The organism is Fusibacter fontis, assembly GCF_055378735.1.
Map to the genome: position 1 here is coordinate 302,468 of NZ_AP042445.1, position 16,726 is coordinate 319,193.

General features: G+C 35.2%; 12 protein-coding genes and 1 riboswitch. Of the genes, 11 read left to right on the plus strand and 1 reads right to left on the minus strand.

Annotation, left to right across the window (positions count from 1 at the left end):
• The first annotated feature begins 53 nt into the window (after positions 1 to 53).
• Positions 54 to 136, plus strand: a riboswitch (cyclic di-GMP riboswitch).
• A gap of 184 nt (positions 137 to 320) precedes the next feature.
• The 11 genes from ACZ41W_RS01180 (at position 321) to ACZ41W_RS01230 (ending at position 15,319) form a co-directional block, all read left to right on the plus strand.
• Positions 321 to 791 carry a hypothetical protein gene (locus ACZ41W_RS01180; protein WP_464313066.1) on the plus strand — a complete coding sequence of 157 codons (471 nt, stop codon included), beginning with the start codon at positions 321 to 323 and terminating at the stop codon, positions 789 to 791.
• Between the two features lie 11 nt (positions 792 to 802).
• Positions 803 to 2,464 (plus strand): prepilin-type N-terminal cleavage/methylation domain-containing protein, encoded by a 1,662-nt coding sequence (locus ACZ41W_RS01185; protein WP_464313067.1) that lies wholly within the window; start codon positions 803 to 805, stop codon positions 2,462 to 2,464.
• Positions 2,465 to 2,476: 12 nt separating this feature from the next.
• Positions 2,477 to 5,053 carry an Ig-like domain-containing protein gene (locus ACZ41W_RS01190; protein ID WP_464313068.1) on the plus strand — a complete coding sequence of 859 codons (2,577 nt, stop codon included), beginning with the start codon at positions 2,477 to 2,479 and terminating at the stop codon, positions 5,051 to 5,053.
• A gap of 140 nt (positions 5,054 to 5,193) precedes the next feature.
• Positions 5,194 to 6,246: a type IV pilus twitching motility protein PilT gene (locus ACZ41W_RS01195; protein ID WP_464313069.1), complete on the plus strand. Its 1,053-nt coding sequence runs from the start codon at positions 5,194 to 5,196 to the stop codon at positions 6,244 to 6,246.
• Between the two features lie 11 nt (positions 6,247 to 6,257).
• Entirely contained in the window at positions 6,258 to 7,334 is a 1,077-nt protein-coding gene (gene pilM / locus ACZ41W_RS01200) for a type IV pilus assembly protein PilM (protein ID WP_464313070.1), read from the plus strand.
• Positions 7,335 to 7,345: 11 nt separating this feature from the next.
• Positions 7,346 to 7,906, plus strand: coding sequence for a PilN domain-containing protein (locus ACZ41W_RS01205; RefSeq protein ID WP_464313071.1), 561 nt, complete (start codon positions 7,346 to 7,348; stop codon positions 7,904 to 7,906).
• A complete protein-coding gene (locus ACZ41W_RS01210; RefSeq protein WP_464313072.1) occupies positions 7,896 to 9,137 on the plus strand; it encodes a hypothetical protein in 1,242 nt (413 codons plus the stop codon). The genes ACZ41W_RS01205 and ACZ41W_RS01210 overlap by 11 nt, the downstream gene beginning before the upstream one ends.
• A 9-nt stretch (positions 9,138 to 9,146) precedes the next feature.
• Positions 9,147 to 10,670: an S-layer homology domain-containing protein gene (locus ACZ41W_RS01215; protein ID WP_464313073.1), complete on the plus strand. Its 1,524-nt coding sequence runs from the start codon at positions 9,147 to 9,149 to the stop codon at positions 10,668 to 10,670.
• Positions 10,671 to 10,731: 61 nt separating this feature from the next.
• Positions 10,732 to 11,385: a prepilin peptidase gene (locus tag ACZ41W_RS01220; protein WP_464313074.1), complete on the plus strand. Its 654-nt coding sequence runs from the start codon at positions 10,732 to 10,734 to the stop codon at positions 11,383 to 11,385.
• 42 nt (positions 11,386 to 11,427) lie between these two features.
• On the plus strand, positions 11,428 to 12,492 hold the full coding sequence (locus ACZ41W_RS01225; RefSeq protein WP_464313075.1) for an HD-GYP domain-containing protein: 1,065 nt from the start codon (positions 11,428 to 11,430) through the stop codon (positions 12,490 to 12,492).
• A gap of 7 nt (positions 12,493 to 12,499) precedes the next feature.
• Entirely contained in the window at positions 12,500 to 15,319 is a 2,820-nt protein-coding gene (locus tag ACZ41W_RS01230; protein WP_464313076.1) for a PAS domain S-box protein, read from the plus strand.
• Positions 15,320 to 15,367: 48 nt separating this feature from the next.
• Here ACZ41W_RS01230 and ACZ41W_RS01235 read toward each other — a convergent pair whose 3' ends face one another.
• Positions 15,368 to 16,720 carry an MFS transporter gene (locus ACZ41W_RS01235; protein ID WP_464313077.1) on the minus strand — a complete coding sequence of 451 codons (1,353 nt, stop codon included), beginning with the start codon at positions 16,718 to 16,720 and terminating at the stop codon, positions 15,368 to 15,370.
• Between the last annotated feature and the right edge of the window lie 6 nt (positions 16,721 to 16,726).

Below are 16,726 nucleotides of genomic sequence, written 5' to 3' on the forward strand. Positions count from 1 at the left end.
ATAATGAATATATAAACAATTTAAAAAGGCTTACAATATCAGCCTATTCAACACTATATATTTGGCAAACTATTTGAAAAAATAGGACGCAAAGTTTGAAGTCTAAGGAGTTATCTATGACGGTTCGGCTGCAGTTTGTAAACTGCGGCCTTTTTTATTTTGGATTGTCAATGACAATTCAAGCAAAGTCTGCGTAAGTATTGATTATTTGGATATAATAATGAGTAATAATGTAGTGAAAATTTCACGTTAGAAAGATTTCACCCATGTAAGTTCATATTCACGAGATATGATTGAACACAAATATTCGGGAGGTCCTTTTGAATCGTATGTTAAGCAAGTATAAGAGGATTCAAATATTTTTAAACGAGTCTAAAGGCGGTACTTTAGTATTTATTTTGATGATTTTAATGGTAGTCGGAATATTACTTGCTGCTATTCAAGCTGTTTTTGTCGGCAACTTAAATCAAGCAAAGTCGCAAGAAGAAGATGTTGAAACGTACTATTTAGCATATTCAGGCGCTGAGATGGCATATGCTGCTTTAATTAATAATTCGTTTGAATTAATGAATCGTTTAAAAAACAATACAGTTTCATCTTATACAGAGAACGATATCGCTTTAGGCAATGGTACAATTGATGTGAGTGCTATAAAATCAACTGATTCCGGATTTGTCGATTGGATAAAAATCACTTCAATTGCTACAATGAACGATACAGGAGAAACATATACTCGAATCATGTATTTTGATCCTGCAGATGTGAGCAAGAAAGTTTGGAAAAATAATTAGGAGTGATTTAAATGACAAGAATAAAAGGATTTACTTTAATTGAATTGATTGTTGTTATCGCACTAATTGGAACTGTATTAGCCGTGGGGTTTAACATGTTCATTTTTGCAAATAAAAGCCATGAAATGGTAATTGTTGAAGCAGATATACAGCATAATGTAAGAATTGTAAGCAAAACAATTAATAACATCATTAGAGATTCATCGGGTGTTTTTGTATTGGCGAAAGATTATCCAACGCCTTCAACAAACATAGCAGACTATTTTTCGGATGAATGGAACTACTTAATGATCAATTCCAATAAAACTCAACTTGTTGAGTGGGTTTGGGATGGTACGCAACATGTTCAAAGAGTGCTTGCAACAGCTGAACCAGGAGTAACTTTTGATTTAACTTTTGATAAAGATAATGCGCCGGACGTTGATCGACTGTTGAAGTTTTCATTAGCCGTAAATGTCAATGGCAAAACAAGAACTGTTAGTTCCGAACTTGAAAGTGTCAATACCCTACAGGTCATTGATCGTTCATACGGAAATGTGGCAAATACGCTTGCATATCGTTCAGATCCAAGACTCACTGACGTTGCAGTTGCACAAGCCTCAGTTTCATTTGTCATCGACCGTTCAGGTAGTATGGATTACTCTTTAGGAGCAAGTACGAGACTCAACGTATTAAAGCAGGAAGCTACAAAAATGGTCCAAGGATTAGCGGATAATGAAAACATTTTTTTAAGTGTATCGCCATTTTCGTATAATGCGAACAGTACACTTGGAGATAATAAGAATGTAATGATTAAATTGCAACCTAATGTAAATACATTTATTGGAACGAGTGGCATCATCACAAACTTGACAGCTAATGGTGGTACGAATACAGGTGATGGCATGAGACGCGGATTACGTTCGATTGAAGCATTTAATAACGATCCAACAAATGCCAGCAAAATAACAAAGAATTTTATGATTATACTGGTAGATGGAGACACCAATGTAGAAAGTATTCATCAGTATATTAGTTTTAGAAACTATACGTTTAATGCACCGTTGGCACACACTTATACAAGTGGAACAAATACGTATACGTATAATCGTTGGGACTGGATATGGAATAGTGGGTGGCGTGTAAGATTTACTTATTATGATCAAACGGGTGCAGTGCATTATAAATGGGATAATCCATATGCGCATAATTCAACTTATGATGGTTTAGCAGTTAGATATACAGGCTGGAACAACTATAATAATTTTTATTATACGTATGATGGAGATTTGGGAAAAACATATGTTACCAATGATCAAAACATTGGCAGTTATTATTCATCCGGATACTCTAACGCATATTATTCAGGTGGAATAGCCATTGGTGCTAGCAACGACGATTACATTCAGACGGTTGTAAATCAATTCAACGGGTCGTTAAAATATCCAGGTACAGGCAATACCGAGACTTTTCCCGATTACAAAGTTCGCACTTTTGTTATCGGATTTACGAGTGGTGCAAGTTCTTCTGGACTTCAAGCCATTGCAAATGCAACAAAAGCTACAGATGGAACAAATGGAACTGGCGCTTATAAGTATTACGTAGCAGATACAGGTGCGGCACTAAATGCAGTTTTGGAAGAAATTAAATTTCAAATAAGTGATGCCTTATGGCATATCGGTGGACCAAACTAAAGGAGGTAAAACATGAAAGTGAATAAACATACACAAAGTGGATTTACCTTAGTTGAAATAATTGTTTCAATCGCAATTTTCGGTATTATTGCAGCAATATTTATTCCTGCAATGGCGTTTACTTTTCGACACTTAGTTGACTCTGAGAAATTTGTCATAGATTCATATGCATCTCAACAGGATGTAGAGAAAATTCTTGAACAAAAGAGAAGTGAACCAACAGGTGTTGGAAGTCAAACAATTCAAGTCTTTGGTGTTAGTGTCACCGGCCATTTAATAACTGAGAATATTTCAGGACATGGTCAAATCACAGTATTTCAACCGCCTGAAACAACCCCCTATGATGTTCCTGAAATTATTGCAAATGGACATGCTGGAAATCCAGATGTCCTAATGACTGTTGTAGGGACATCACCGACTCCTGCAGAAATAAATATGTTTGATGGATCAGGCAATTTAAACCCAGCTGTTTTTTATGTAGATTATCGCAAATACAAAGTGGATGATCCGCTTATTCATCTGATGAGTGTCTATAAGTGGTTTGTCTCATCAGAACAAAATATTACAAGTATAGCGACTTTAGATAATTATGCCGTTATAAAAGAGTGGAATGCTGCAAGAGGGTTGGTATCATATGCTGAATCAGAAACCTTGCATATAACACCAAATAATCAAACAGATACTACCCTTGGAACGGACTATGAACGGTTTAAATTTAGTGAAGTAGTAACGGGGTTGTCGTTGTCAAATGAAGCGCTTATTAATCGCTTCGGAAATCGCTACTTGTATTATTCTGTAACACCCTATGCGATTAGTGGTCGTATAGGTAAAGAAGATCTAAGTAATGCAGTTTATATTAGAGCACCTAGAATTGAGATTGACCGAGCTTATTTTGGTACTAACAACAAACAAGTTGAAGTCGTATTTAAATCAAATATTTCACAGACTATGAACAAAGATTTAATTCAAACAAATGCTTCTTTAGGGAACTTAGTAAGTGCAACACGTTCAACAACGGACTCGAAAATCATGATTTTGGAATTCGAAAATCCGATTAGCAGTACGTCTTCAATTAGTGGAAATGAACTGATTAAGGGTGCTATAGCATCTGAAACATATGGTTATATCAGTATTTGGAGTAATGATCATCCAAAAGGAACCTTTACAATTGATACAGTTGATACAGTGTACGCAACAAGCCTAACGTTGACGCCGGAGACAGCTTCACTTTATGTGGGTCAAACACAATCATTATCTGCGGCTGTTCTACCGGCTAATGTGACACATACGACTGTTAGTTGGGAAAGCAATCGACCAGATATCGCTACCGTAGATGCTAACGGTTTGGTTACTGCAATCTCTGTAGGCAGTGCGACCATTACTGCAACATCAGGAGATGGTAGAAAGTCAGATACGTGTTTGATTACAGTTACAGCGTTACCTCCGGCTATTCAACCGTATTTATGGCCAAGTGATATGGTGGCAAAATTAGACGCTTCAATAGGTCTCGAGTATTCAAGTGGTATTTGGATCAATCGATGGAATGATCAAAGTGGACACAATAATCATTTTTATCAAACAAATAGCTCCAATCAACCAGGTAGAAACGATGTGGGACTAAATGGATTTCCGACAATTACCTTTAATCCAAATTCTGATGAGTATTTAACATTAAACAACGATGCGTTTTTATTGAATGGTATTGATAAGGAGAATCTACTGTGCGGCAGTTCCAATCAGTTTTCGATGTTCATCGTTGGAAAAGCTTCAACTAGAAGTACTGAATATTCAACCTTTATCAGTAAATCTAACGGTTGGACTACTAGTGCAACGTATAATTTTGGATTAGGGAATACGACTCTATTCACACATACAATTAGAGGTAATTCTACTAATAGAAGTACTGGGAATAATAATTTCAACATACATTCTTCAACTTGGACTGGTACGATGCATCAGTATTGGTTGAATGGGGTTGAAAAAACTGCACACAATAATATCGGTAATGCAGGTGTACAAAACAGAGCTGTTGTTATTGGAGCTTCAGCTGAAGGGAGTAATGATCACCTGAGTGGCGATATCGCAGAAGTAATTGTATTTGACAGAGCACTTATAGATACAGAAAGAGCTGTTGTTGAACAGTATATGAATAAAAAATGGTTCACGGCACCAGTTAAAACTTGGAATTTTAATTCGAGTACAGAAAGTTGGACAAGTGGTGGAAATGTGTCTGGATTTGGTGCTTCATCTGGATTTATAACGGGTACATTATCAGGGAATGATCCATTTGTGACCTCGCCAATCTTTTCACAAAACGTAGATGCCAATAAGTATATATTGCTTAGACTTAGAAATAACACCACTTCAACAAAGGCACAGATTTATTTCACAACTACACAATCAACTGGCTGGAATGAAGCTAAGCATGTTGATTTTGAGATTAAGCCTAATAGTGGCTATACTGATTATCTCATTTTAATGGGTTCAAATGTGTATTGGACGGGTACATTAACACAACTCCGTATTGATCCAACTACAGATGTTAATAGCGGCTCGTTCGGAATTGATTATGTGCGAATTTTGCCATAAATAAGCGTGTTTAATCATTTCAAAATTAAATAGTACCAAGCAAAAGAAGCATGTTTTGAGCATATAGGGTAATTATGTAATGTTCACAGAACTTGAACTAAACGACAGGTTTTATCAAGATAGAAAATTGAGGTATCGATATGACGATGACAGAAATATTGGTTTCAGCAGCCCAACTAGGCGCATCTGATGTCCATTTGGCAGTGGGGAATCCTCCAATTGCAAGGATTGACGGTGAACTGCAGCCACTTGACAAACGCGTATTAACTGAAAATGATAATCTGAGTTATGCAAAAGAAATCCTATCCGATGAACAATATGCAGTGCTTATGAATTTTGGGCAAGTGGATATGGCGTATCGAATTCCTCAGAAAAATGTGTATCGAATCAATGTTTTTAGATATAGCGATAAAATTGGTCTGGCATGTCGAATCATTAGTGAGCATATTCCAACAGCTAAAGAGCTGGATTTACCAGAAAACATTGAAAAGGTATCCGAGTATAATTCAGGTCTTGTACTAGTAACAGGTCCTACGGGGTGTGGAAAGTCAACGACGATTGCGACGATTATTGATTCAATTAACAAAAAGAAGAATTGTCATATCCTTACAATTGAAGATCCAATTGAGTATATTCACAAAAATGATAAAAGTATCATTACACAACGTGAAGTAGGTCGCGATTGCAACAATTTTGCAGATGCACTTAGAGCGGGTTTAAGACAAGACCCAGATGTTATCATGGTAGGGGAGATGCGCGATCTTGAAACTATCACAACTGCTCTCACGGCAGCAGAAACCGGACATCTTGTATTGGCGACGCTTCATACTCGCAACGCGCATCAAACCATAGAAAGAATCATCGATGTTTTTCCAGGGTCACATCAACAACAGATACGAATTCAGCTAGCCAATACTCTTATGGCTGTGTTTTCTCAGAGATTGCTCCCGAGGAAGCGTGGATTTGGAAGAATTGCAGCTCTTGAAAGTCTAGTAGTAACGCCTGCTATTCGTAATTTAGTTCGTGAAAACAAGATCCATCAACTGTATAGTTTTATGCAAACTGGACAAAAAAGTGGGATGCATACTATGGATGACTATTTAGTTGGATTATATAAGAATGGCTTTATAGAAAGAGAAATTCTAAATGAAAACGTCACTGATAAAGATTCGGTGTTCAAATTTATTGGGTAAGGGGGAAGCTCATGAAAAAGAAACGTGGTGTTGTTAATACCAATTTGCTGTCCATTGATATCGGGAGTTATAGTGTCAAAATTGCTGCTGGGCAAAAAACAGGAGATCGGATTAAATTAACTGCTTTAGCCAAAAAAGAATTGCCTGAAGGCGTGTATGAAAATGGACGCATCCAGGATCCATTGACACTTAAAACGATTATTCAAGGGTTGATTAGAGATCATCATATTAAACAAAAAGACGTTGCTATTACCTATGAAGGACATGATATTATCAAGAGGGATTTGGTAGTACCCAAAGTGGATAATCAAGACCAGCTAGAGCTCATTACTTATGAAGTCAGTCAGTATCTTCCTATAGACATTGAAAATTACATTTTGCAGTATAAGGAAATTGAAGAGATTGAAGAAGATAATGCCATTAAACTCAAGATTTTATTAGGAGCTATACCAAAAGATGTGGTTAAAACATTGTTTGATTTTATTACAGACTGTGGATTAAATCCAGTCTACATGGACGTACACAGCAACTCACTTGAAAAATTCGTTGAATTTGGACTTGATTCAATTGCAAGCACTAAGACAATTGCATTTGTTGAAATTGGACATAGACTGATTGACATTTCTATCTTTGAAAAAGGTCAATATAAGTTTAATCGTCTTCTTAAGATGGGCGCAGCTGATTTTGATCGCATTATGATGAATCATTTAAACTTACCAAATGAAGAAATTTTTCACAAAAAGACAATGACGAGATTGTCTGCTTTGAAAGAGATGAGTCATTCAGATGGAAATCAGCAAAATTTAGAATTAGCAACAGAAATTTTAGGTTGTCTAGATGACTGTTTAAATGAAGTAGATAAAGTGTTTAAGTACTATACATCAAGAGGGCCTGAGCATTTTATCGACACGATTTATTTGACAGGTGGGGGCGCACAGCTTAAAGATTTAAGTATGATATTTAGAGAAAAATTTGAGATAGATACGCAAATCGTTAGTAGTTATAGCGGCATAGAAATTGCAACAAAAAAATTAGTCGATGAGTTGCCAATTTACGTAAATGCTGTTGGCGCATTGATTCGCAAGTAGGGGGGAAGAACTTGAGAGATTTTAACTTTTTTGATCCGTATCTGAAAATACAAACAAAACCAAAATCGAATCTGGTTTTATTCATCATACTTGGAGTGATTGTAATTGCACTAGTAGCAACTTATCAAATCATTTTAATCTCTAAGACCAATGAATTAGAAGCAGATATTGAAGACATTGATGATTATTTGAATTCAAGCAAAACACTTCAAAAAGTAGCGGATGTTGAGAATAAGCAAATAATCCTTGAAGGCTTGCAGGCAACATTAACAAGTCTCGTAAATGTCACAGCTGAAATTGAAAGTTCAGATTTACTTGATGATATGTTATTTGAGCAAGTGAATGCACAACTTCCAGAAAACTCATTCTTGTCTGAAGTGAGTATGTTGGGGTCCACAATGACAGTGAAAGGCTATTCGACAGAGTACGCCAACATTGCGCAATTTGCCTTTAATCTTAATCAAAGTGGTGGTTTAGATAATATACTCATTCCAAATATTTCTGAAGTGGATGGCAATTATTTATTCACTGTCACAGCAATCGTAACGAAGGAGGCAAGCAATGAAAATTAGCAGAAAAGACAAAATTTTGTTAGCCTTTCTTTTAGTCGTAATGTTACTCGCAGCGTTCTATTTTTTCGTTATGGTTCCTCAAGAAAAGAAAATTAAAGAACTTGAAACCACATTAGTTGAAAAAGAAGCGATTCAAACGACCATTCAAATGAAAATTGCTTCAGAAAAGAATTTAGATCGTAATATTGAAGATCTAGAAGCAGTCATATCAGAAACTGCTGGCAGATATTATTCCGAAATCAGTCAGGAAGATATGTTAGCAACGATTACTCAATACACAGAAGGTCTTTCAATCAGTTTTGATACAATGAATTTTTCGGATAATTTGAGTCAAATACCAGATTCAATTAAATACACAGCAAATGTCGAGTATTCAGGTGATTATGATTCGCTTTTAGCCTATATTCGAAATGTTCGAAATAACACTCGAAAGATATTAATTCGAGAAGTGGTCGTGACGAATAATATAAAGGGAACTGGAGGCGCAGGTGGAGAAGTAGTAGATGAATCTGAAATTTATCCATTACAAGGTCATCTATTACTTGAGTTTAATGCAATTCCTTCAACAGCAGCATATGCGTCACCAGCTAACAAATTAGTAACTGCACAAGTAAACTCAAGAGATTTACTTTCAGGTCCATTTGTTCCTTTCATTGGATTTGAGTTAACAACTGAAGTCGCTACTGAAATGACGGATACTTTCCCAGAGTTTCCTTATGAAGAAACAACTGAAGTAGATTATGAGAATTATCGACCTAAAACACAAATTTACGGTTTTGAAGACGGTAGCAACTTCTTTGTTGCGAATAATTCGGATATTTCAGGGATGCTTAGCAGAAGTAAAACAAAAGTCGCTGGTGGATATTCTGCAGAACTCACAATTGACTTCGCAGCAGGCAGAGATTATAGTGAAGCCAATATCGTATTTGATTCAACTCCAATTATGATCAACAAGCAAGCAGATTTTATCGGACTTTGGGTATATGCATATGAAGCTTCAAATCACGGTGTTGGAATTGTTGTCATCGATTCAAAAGGTAAAGAGTTTAAAGTACCTCTAGCAAAAAGTATTGATTGGACACAATGGAAAGAACTTGAAGCAGCAATGCCTGTTGAAATCACTTATCCATGTATGATACAGAGAGTATATGTTGAAGGCATTGGCTATGAGCAAAAATTAACTGGTAAATATCTATTTGACCAGTTACAAGTGTCATATCCAGTAAACTAGGGGGGAATCATGAGAAAACTTAAATTATTATTGGTTTGGGCGTTAATCCTTGTGATGATTTCGCCAACATTTACATTTGCAGCAACACCAGATGAAGAAGCAAAGGCATTGGGGACAACACACGGCGAGCTCGCTGGAAGAATGGATGGTACTGAAGCTGGAAAAGCAGATCAAGCTGCAAACAAAGTGGAAGATTATTTAAAAGTGTTACCTGCTGATAGTGTGATTGCAAATCGTATTTCTAAGGTCTCTTCTTACACATATCGAAATGCATATATAACTTCATACAAATTAGCATTTCAGTTAGCTTATAGCTCAGCGTTTAGAGAAGCGAATATGCAAGTTTATATTAAACCAATTGAAAACGCATCGACGCACGGAACAACTGCCGGTAATGTTCAAGGTCAGGTCTCTGCAATGATTGATATTACTAAGGGTGTTTCCGATGACTGGAACCGTGCGTTTAATGCCTATATCTCAGAAGGCAGTTTAGACGCGCGCTATTTCTTGACAAGAGAAAACACAACCTATCGTGAAATGTTTAAATCAGCTTTTAGGGATGCGTTTATGGACAGTTATATTGACACCTACCAAAATAGAAATTTAGATCTTGAAATACGAAATAAAAATGCAAAATTAATCTCTAAGAATGAAGCGGTAATTGACTTTAGTGAAGAATACATCAATTTTACATTGGGATCAATGGCGGCAGAAATCAGAACACCTATGACGCTCACCGTACCAAAAGCAGCAATTTATGAACCCACTTATATTGCTGTGTTTGAAATTCAAAATAGCTTCAATGCAAATAATTATGAGTATCAACCTGTAAGCGGAAAATATACTGTTGCAGTTTGGAATGATCGTCACTCTATTGAGCTATTAAAACCGTTAGTGTTAACATTCGAATATTATGGTTCAGAGAGAGCCGGCGTTTATCAATGGCAGAATAATAAGTGGGTGTATCAGTATACCACCCAGACTGACAATAGTCTTTCAATCGAGATTCCCGCTGGTGTATTTAAAGGTGGGGAGTACGCAATTTTTATTGATAACAATTATAAATTGGTGAAGGATATCAATTTTAATTGGGCATACAAAGAAATTTATTCTTTAATTCGAAGAAATGTAATTTCTGATGATCAGTTATTCTCTCCAAATTCAAAAATTACACGTGCTCAATTGGCTCAAATGGTGTATAACATGAGAAGTTCTGCGGATCCGCTAAACTCCGCAGTGCCTTATATTTCAGATAGTGCGAGTTTTGGAAGTTATAAACCAGCTATTGAGTACATGGTTGGAAAAGGTTACATGAAGCTGGACTCAAAAGCTGCTTTTAACATGAAGTCAAATGTGACATATACGCAATTTGAATCGATGTTGAGTATGATGTTCACTAGAACTTTTAGCTGGGATGAAATTGCAAACAAGATGAAGACTGAGAAATATAAAGAATCAGAAGGGTTAACAAAGAAATCTGCTTTAATGACAAAGGCAGAAGTAGCGTATGCATTATATACGCTTTTTAAGTAAATAATAAATTTGAGGTGTCTAGATCTTTGCTTAGGCACCTCACTTGATTTTGGAGTAATACATGACAGTTGCCTTAAAGTGGTTAATATATGGAATCGCAAGTTTCTTGTTAATGGTTGCATCAACTTATGTAACGCAATTGCTGATAGAACAAAAATTGAATAAGAAAGTCCACTTGATTTTATTTATATTATATTTCATAATGCTTGTTACAGCAGAAATATACTCTGATTTTTTTATACCTCAAGTATTATTTGGCGTTTTTATTATCATAACAGGTGTTATTGATCAATTGACTCATAGCATTTTTGTTTGGATCACCATTATTTTAGGTATGATATCCATAGTGGCATTGGGATTCTATCATCACCCCATAACTGCAATGATTATTGGTGGTGCACTTGGGTTTGGAGCCTATCTCATTATATATTTACTTGCAAAAGTCATATATAAAAGAGAGGCATTTGGATTTGGTGATGTTATATTTATGGGGTTAATCGGCGCATTTATCGGCGGTTATGATAGCTTGATAGCTGCACTTTTGACTTTTTATATTGCAGTAGTCGGAATTCTAATTCAGCTAGTTTTCAAAAAAAAATTAAACAGAAAAATGGAAGTTGCATTTGCACCTTTTATGTCAATCTCAGCCTGGATTGTATCGCTCTTTAGTATGGAGTTAATAAAATTATATGCTGAACTCTTTATGTCAGTGTAAAATTTTGTTACAATAGGAGTATCATTTTAACGGAGGCCCCATTTGAGACTTAAAAGCTTAGAACGCGTAGAAGTAGGTGATGTGTTAGCAAAACCTGTATACGACAATAAGTGCCAATTATTGCTTAGTAAAGACACTTTGCTGACTCAAAAATATATTGATCGATTAATTCATTCAGATATTCAATGTGTTTATATTGAAGATGATTTGTCTGAAGGTCTTGAAGCGAAATCCATTGTTTCCGATGAATTAAAGATCAAATCGGTTTCGGTAGTAAAGAACGCCTTTAAAGATTTAGCGGTGAGAAAAAATTCAAATTATATTATAAAGAGTGTTGAGCAAATAACGGACATCATTGATGAAATGCTAGCAGTTATTTATGATAATCATGGCACTCTTTATTGTATGGCTGAGCTTATGGGAACTGACATGTACACCTATAATCACTGCGCAGAAGTTGCAATTTTATCGATGCTTGTCGCAAAAAATATGAATTTTAATGAAAAATTCATCAAAAAAATTGGAATGGGAGCAATTTTACATGATATTGGTAAAATGGCCATTTCAGGGGACTTGCTTAATAAACCTGATCCGCTCTCACTAGAAGAAATAGTGACTCTAAGAGAACACGTTCGAACTGGATATGAGCTGTTAAAAGATAATTCAGCTATTTCACCTATTTCACGTCAAATCGTACATTTGCATCACGAAAAACTCAATGGTGCTGGGTACCCGTATCAAATGAAAGGCGATCAAATACCTATACACGTTAGAATCGTGACACTTTGCGATATTTTTAATGCGATATCGTCTAATCGTGCCTACCGAGCACGCGTGAATGCGGATGAAGCCCTTGAAATTATTCGTGCTGAAGCAGTTTATGAACTTGATCGCAACATCTATTATCATCTTTTAAGAGTGATTAACATTTATCCTCCTGGCACCTTGGTACAATTATCCAACGGAGAAGTAGCAATTGTCATTAAAGAAAACCCTGAAGCACAGACGCGACCACTTGTTCAGGTTGTTAGGCAGAAAAAACTGTGTGAAAAGATTGACCTCATGGATTATTTGACATTATTTATTGAAAAAACCATTGAAATTTGAGGTGAATATGGCAACGATCTTTTTTTATATCAAATTCGTATTAGCGGTTATTGTTTTTGTTAAATTAATTAAGCTCACCATCGTTTATAAATATGAAAAGAATTTATTGTTGCTGTTTGCAGTATCCTTTATACTGCTAGTTGATTTGAATAGAATGATTGAAAATTCACTACCCAAGAACACAGTCTGTCAACTTTCTGTGTTCTTTTTATTGCTCTATTTGTTGCTTGATATTTCCATTGATAAAAAGTCTACCAAAGGACTTTTAAGTATGACAAAAGCAAAGGATTTATTCGACTCAGACGTCATCAATAATCTTAAAGAAGGCGTTGCGCTTGTTAGATTAGATACGTATAAAGTAGAGCTCATGAATTCTGCTTATCGAGAGATTTTGGGAGATCAAAAATCCTTTGTAACTGCGAAAGACATTGCTCAATCCATTTTAGATATGAATGAAGACAAAGTAATTGAAGTTATTGATTTCAACAATGAAAAGAGAATTATCAGATGTCGTGCGAATTCAATTGGGAAAAAATATGGACTTATCAATATTTTTGACGTAACAGAAAGTGAGTTGGCACTTGAAAAGAATAAAACAGGCAATATGGAACTGTTAAAAAATTGGGAAAATGCACCGAACCTTGTTATGCTGAGGCATTTGGATGGTAGAATTTCTTTTGTTAATGAGGCATTCGCATCTTTTTTTCATAAGAATCGTCATAATTTACTAGGGCGACAGTTTCAAAATGTATATAATACCACCATTGAAGCAGATCACCATATGGAAATTCATAAACAGCTCATTTCATCTGAAGTTGAAATACAAAAAGGCATATTGAAGTTCACATATCCATTAGGTTCGTGTGGGTATTTTTCCTATGAGGAACTTCTGTTCTCATTTGAAGGGAATCGTCAAATTTTAACGACTGCTGTGGATGTCACTGAAAATTATCATGTAGAACTTATGAAAAACGCATATGCATGTATTCATAATTCAGACACAGCGCATCAACATTCACATTACATTGTTGCAGACTTAATTCATTATGATTTTTTATTTAAAGAACAAATAGTGGGATATATTAAAAGTAATTTATCTTCAATTTCTGTTTTTGTAAATGGACTTGATTATGAAGACCGATTGTATTTCATGGATATGCTTGAACAGAACAGAACGTTTTATCCTAAAACCATTACTTTCAAGGAACATTATCAATTCTATGTAGAAAAACCCATTTTAGCAACAACAGGACATTGGATTGGAATTCTCATTAAGTTTTTAAATCCGGATAAATCATTGGTTAATTCCAATGTCATTGGCTCAACGATTATGCCTCACATTAAAGAAGGCATTCTCATCATCGACCGTGAAGGTAAAATTCAATTTGCAAATGATATGATTTGTAGAATATTGGGGTATTCTATAGATGAAATGCTTGCGCTTAATATCAGTTCTATTAGCAGTGGACTTACGCGAGATATGATCGTGAGAAATTTAGAAATGATAGACGAGCATCAGTCATTACATTTCGAAAGAATCTATGAAGCGAAAGACAAAATGAAAATCTCATGTGAAGTAATTGCAATGAATCTAGGAAGTGTTCACGCGGGACTCTATGTTCTCTTGGTAACAGACACGTCGGATCGATTTGCGTATAAGCAACGTAAAATGGAGTCGAAATCACGATATGCTCAGATTTTTGATTCGATACAAGAAAGCATTTTGGAGATTCAACTACCGGATAAATTAGTGAGCGTATTTAAAGAATTTGATTTAGAGAAGGGACTTATTGGTTATGAGAAGAGCTTTTTACAGTGGCTCAATGAAATCCACGATCAAGATCGATCCATTGTTTACGAAGCAATTGATGTCATAACAGCTGAAAAAAGAACGAACTATGCGTTTGAATATCGATTCTTCAAAGACGGAAAATGGCAATGGTACAGTGCTTTTGGCAAATATGTTGCTTCAGATGAAGGCGCCTCTATTTTCATCATCAATCAAAATATTAGTGAAATTAAACAAATCAGTAATCGTTTAGATGAACATATGATGATTTTAAATGAATCTGAGAGAATTGCAAATATGGCACACTGGAAGTATTATGTTGCTAAAAATGTATTCAGTGTTTCAAAAACTTTTGGTCCACTCTTTTTAAATTCAAATGAAATGACTGAAATCTACTATCAAAATTTTGTTGAAAACATTTTTCCTGTGGATTTCACGTATTTCGAAGAGAAGTTTAATCGATTTATTTGGCAGAATGAATCGTTAGATTTAATTTTTAGAATGCATAATAAAGGGAAAGTTAAGTTTGTCAACTTAATTGGTCAAGTATACCGAGATGATGAAAATGTTCCGATTTATGCGATTGGAAGTATTGCAGATGTAACTGAACGTATGTTATCTCGAAAACGAATTGAAGAATCCAGGACATTACTAGAGCATGTCGTCGAACAAGTACCACTCGGGATTGTCGTAATTACAAGTGATCATCGAATTGAAAAAATCAATCAAGTGGCATTACAACATTTAGAAATCTTAGAAAATAGCATTCTAAATGTCGAAGATTTGAAACAGCACTTAATGTCCAAAATCGACGACTTTGACGTTGAAAAATTTGATGAACTGACAATTGGAAAACTGACAAAAAAATTACAAAAATCTCTTAGTATGGTTGTTCGATTGAATCAGTACTCACTCAAGTTCACTGCAAACATGATGCAAGATGCAGATAAACATAGTCTCGGAAGAATACTCAACATTGAAGTTGATTATGAATCCGTACCAGTAGACAGCAAAGAAAATTTATTATTAATGTTATAAAAAATGGGTTATTGCTCTATCAATGATAGATGACAATAACCCATTTTTTTATTCGGTGGATCTTATGTGTTTTGTTGACATCCACAAGAAAGCAAAACATCCCACAAACCTCAAACCACCTGTAATCATTAAAGAAATGTCTAAATTTGTAATTTCCATTACGTAAACACCTACAATCGGCGCAATTGTCGCTGAAAGTGCAATTAATGTATTGTATATTGAAATAATGGTTGTTCTATTGGTTGCAGGTGTAGTCTCCAGCAATAAATTAAACAATACTAAAACTGTACCAGTAATGGAAAAACCAATTAGCAAATTGAAAAGAACTAAAACAAATAAAGAATCGCTTAAAACATATAAAAACGGTGTGATACTCATTCCGAATGTCGCAATAAAAGCGGTTAATGTATTGCCTCTTTTATCTGCAAATTTAGCCCAATGTGTAGCGGTTAAAATGGATGCAATTCCACCTGCAATAGAGATGATAGACAACCACATCTCATTTGCGCCAAGTTTGTTAATCGTATAGATATTGAAAAGTGGCCATCCCATTTGCCAACCAAAGTAGAAGAGCAAAGAAGCAAATAGAAAACGTTTAAATGAAGAATCTTTTACAATAAACTTTAGGCTATCGGTAAATGCATGAATAATTCGTTTAAATTGATCGGAAGCTCTGTCTGAAACTGTAGTTTCAACAGTAAATTTTGAGAAGGTATGCACTTCCCATAAGCCAATGAAAAATGAAACAATAAACAAGATTTGATAAAGCAAAATTACATCGTGCTCAGTTTTAGGCAAAGAAAGCAATAATCCAGAAATAAAAGTAATCAAGAGCCTAATTAAATCTGAATATTTGTTTCTTAAGCTCATGGCAAGACCGCGTTCTGAAGGCTTAAAAATATCACCGATACTCGATTGATACCCCATAGAATAAACCGATCCAGGTAAATTCATCAGAGCGATTAAGATAACAAATAACCATGGTTTTGAGACAAAATGAATGAAAGGTACAAACGCGATGATTAAATAGAAAAACTTATTGATCAACATAATCCATTTAGTCGTATTGAGTTTATTTCCCAAAACATCAATCAAAATCGCACCTGGTATCAGTGCAAACAAACTGATGAATGCTGGCAATGAATTTAAATAAGCAATTTGATAATCCGTAGCGCCCAATCTTTCGGCAAATTTTGCGAAATATGGGTTCACAAGATTCGTAGAAATTGCGAGTGCAATGCCATTAAAAATATTGACATTGACATTCGATTCCATCGTGAAAAACTCTCTAAGTTTATTTGAAATATGGGAGTGTCGTCGATGATTTTTTTTATGCCCAGAACTCTTTGGTTTAATTTGAGTCTGTAATATCTCATCTTCATTAGATAGGTGCTCTGGCATGGTTCC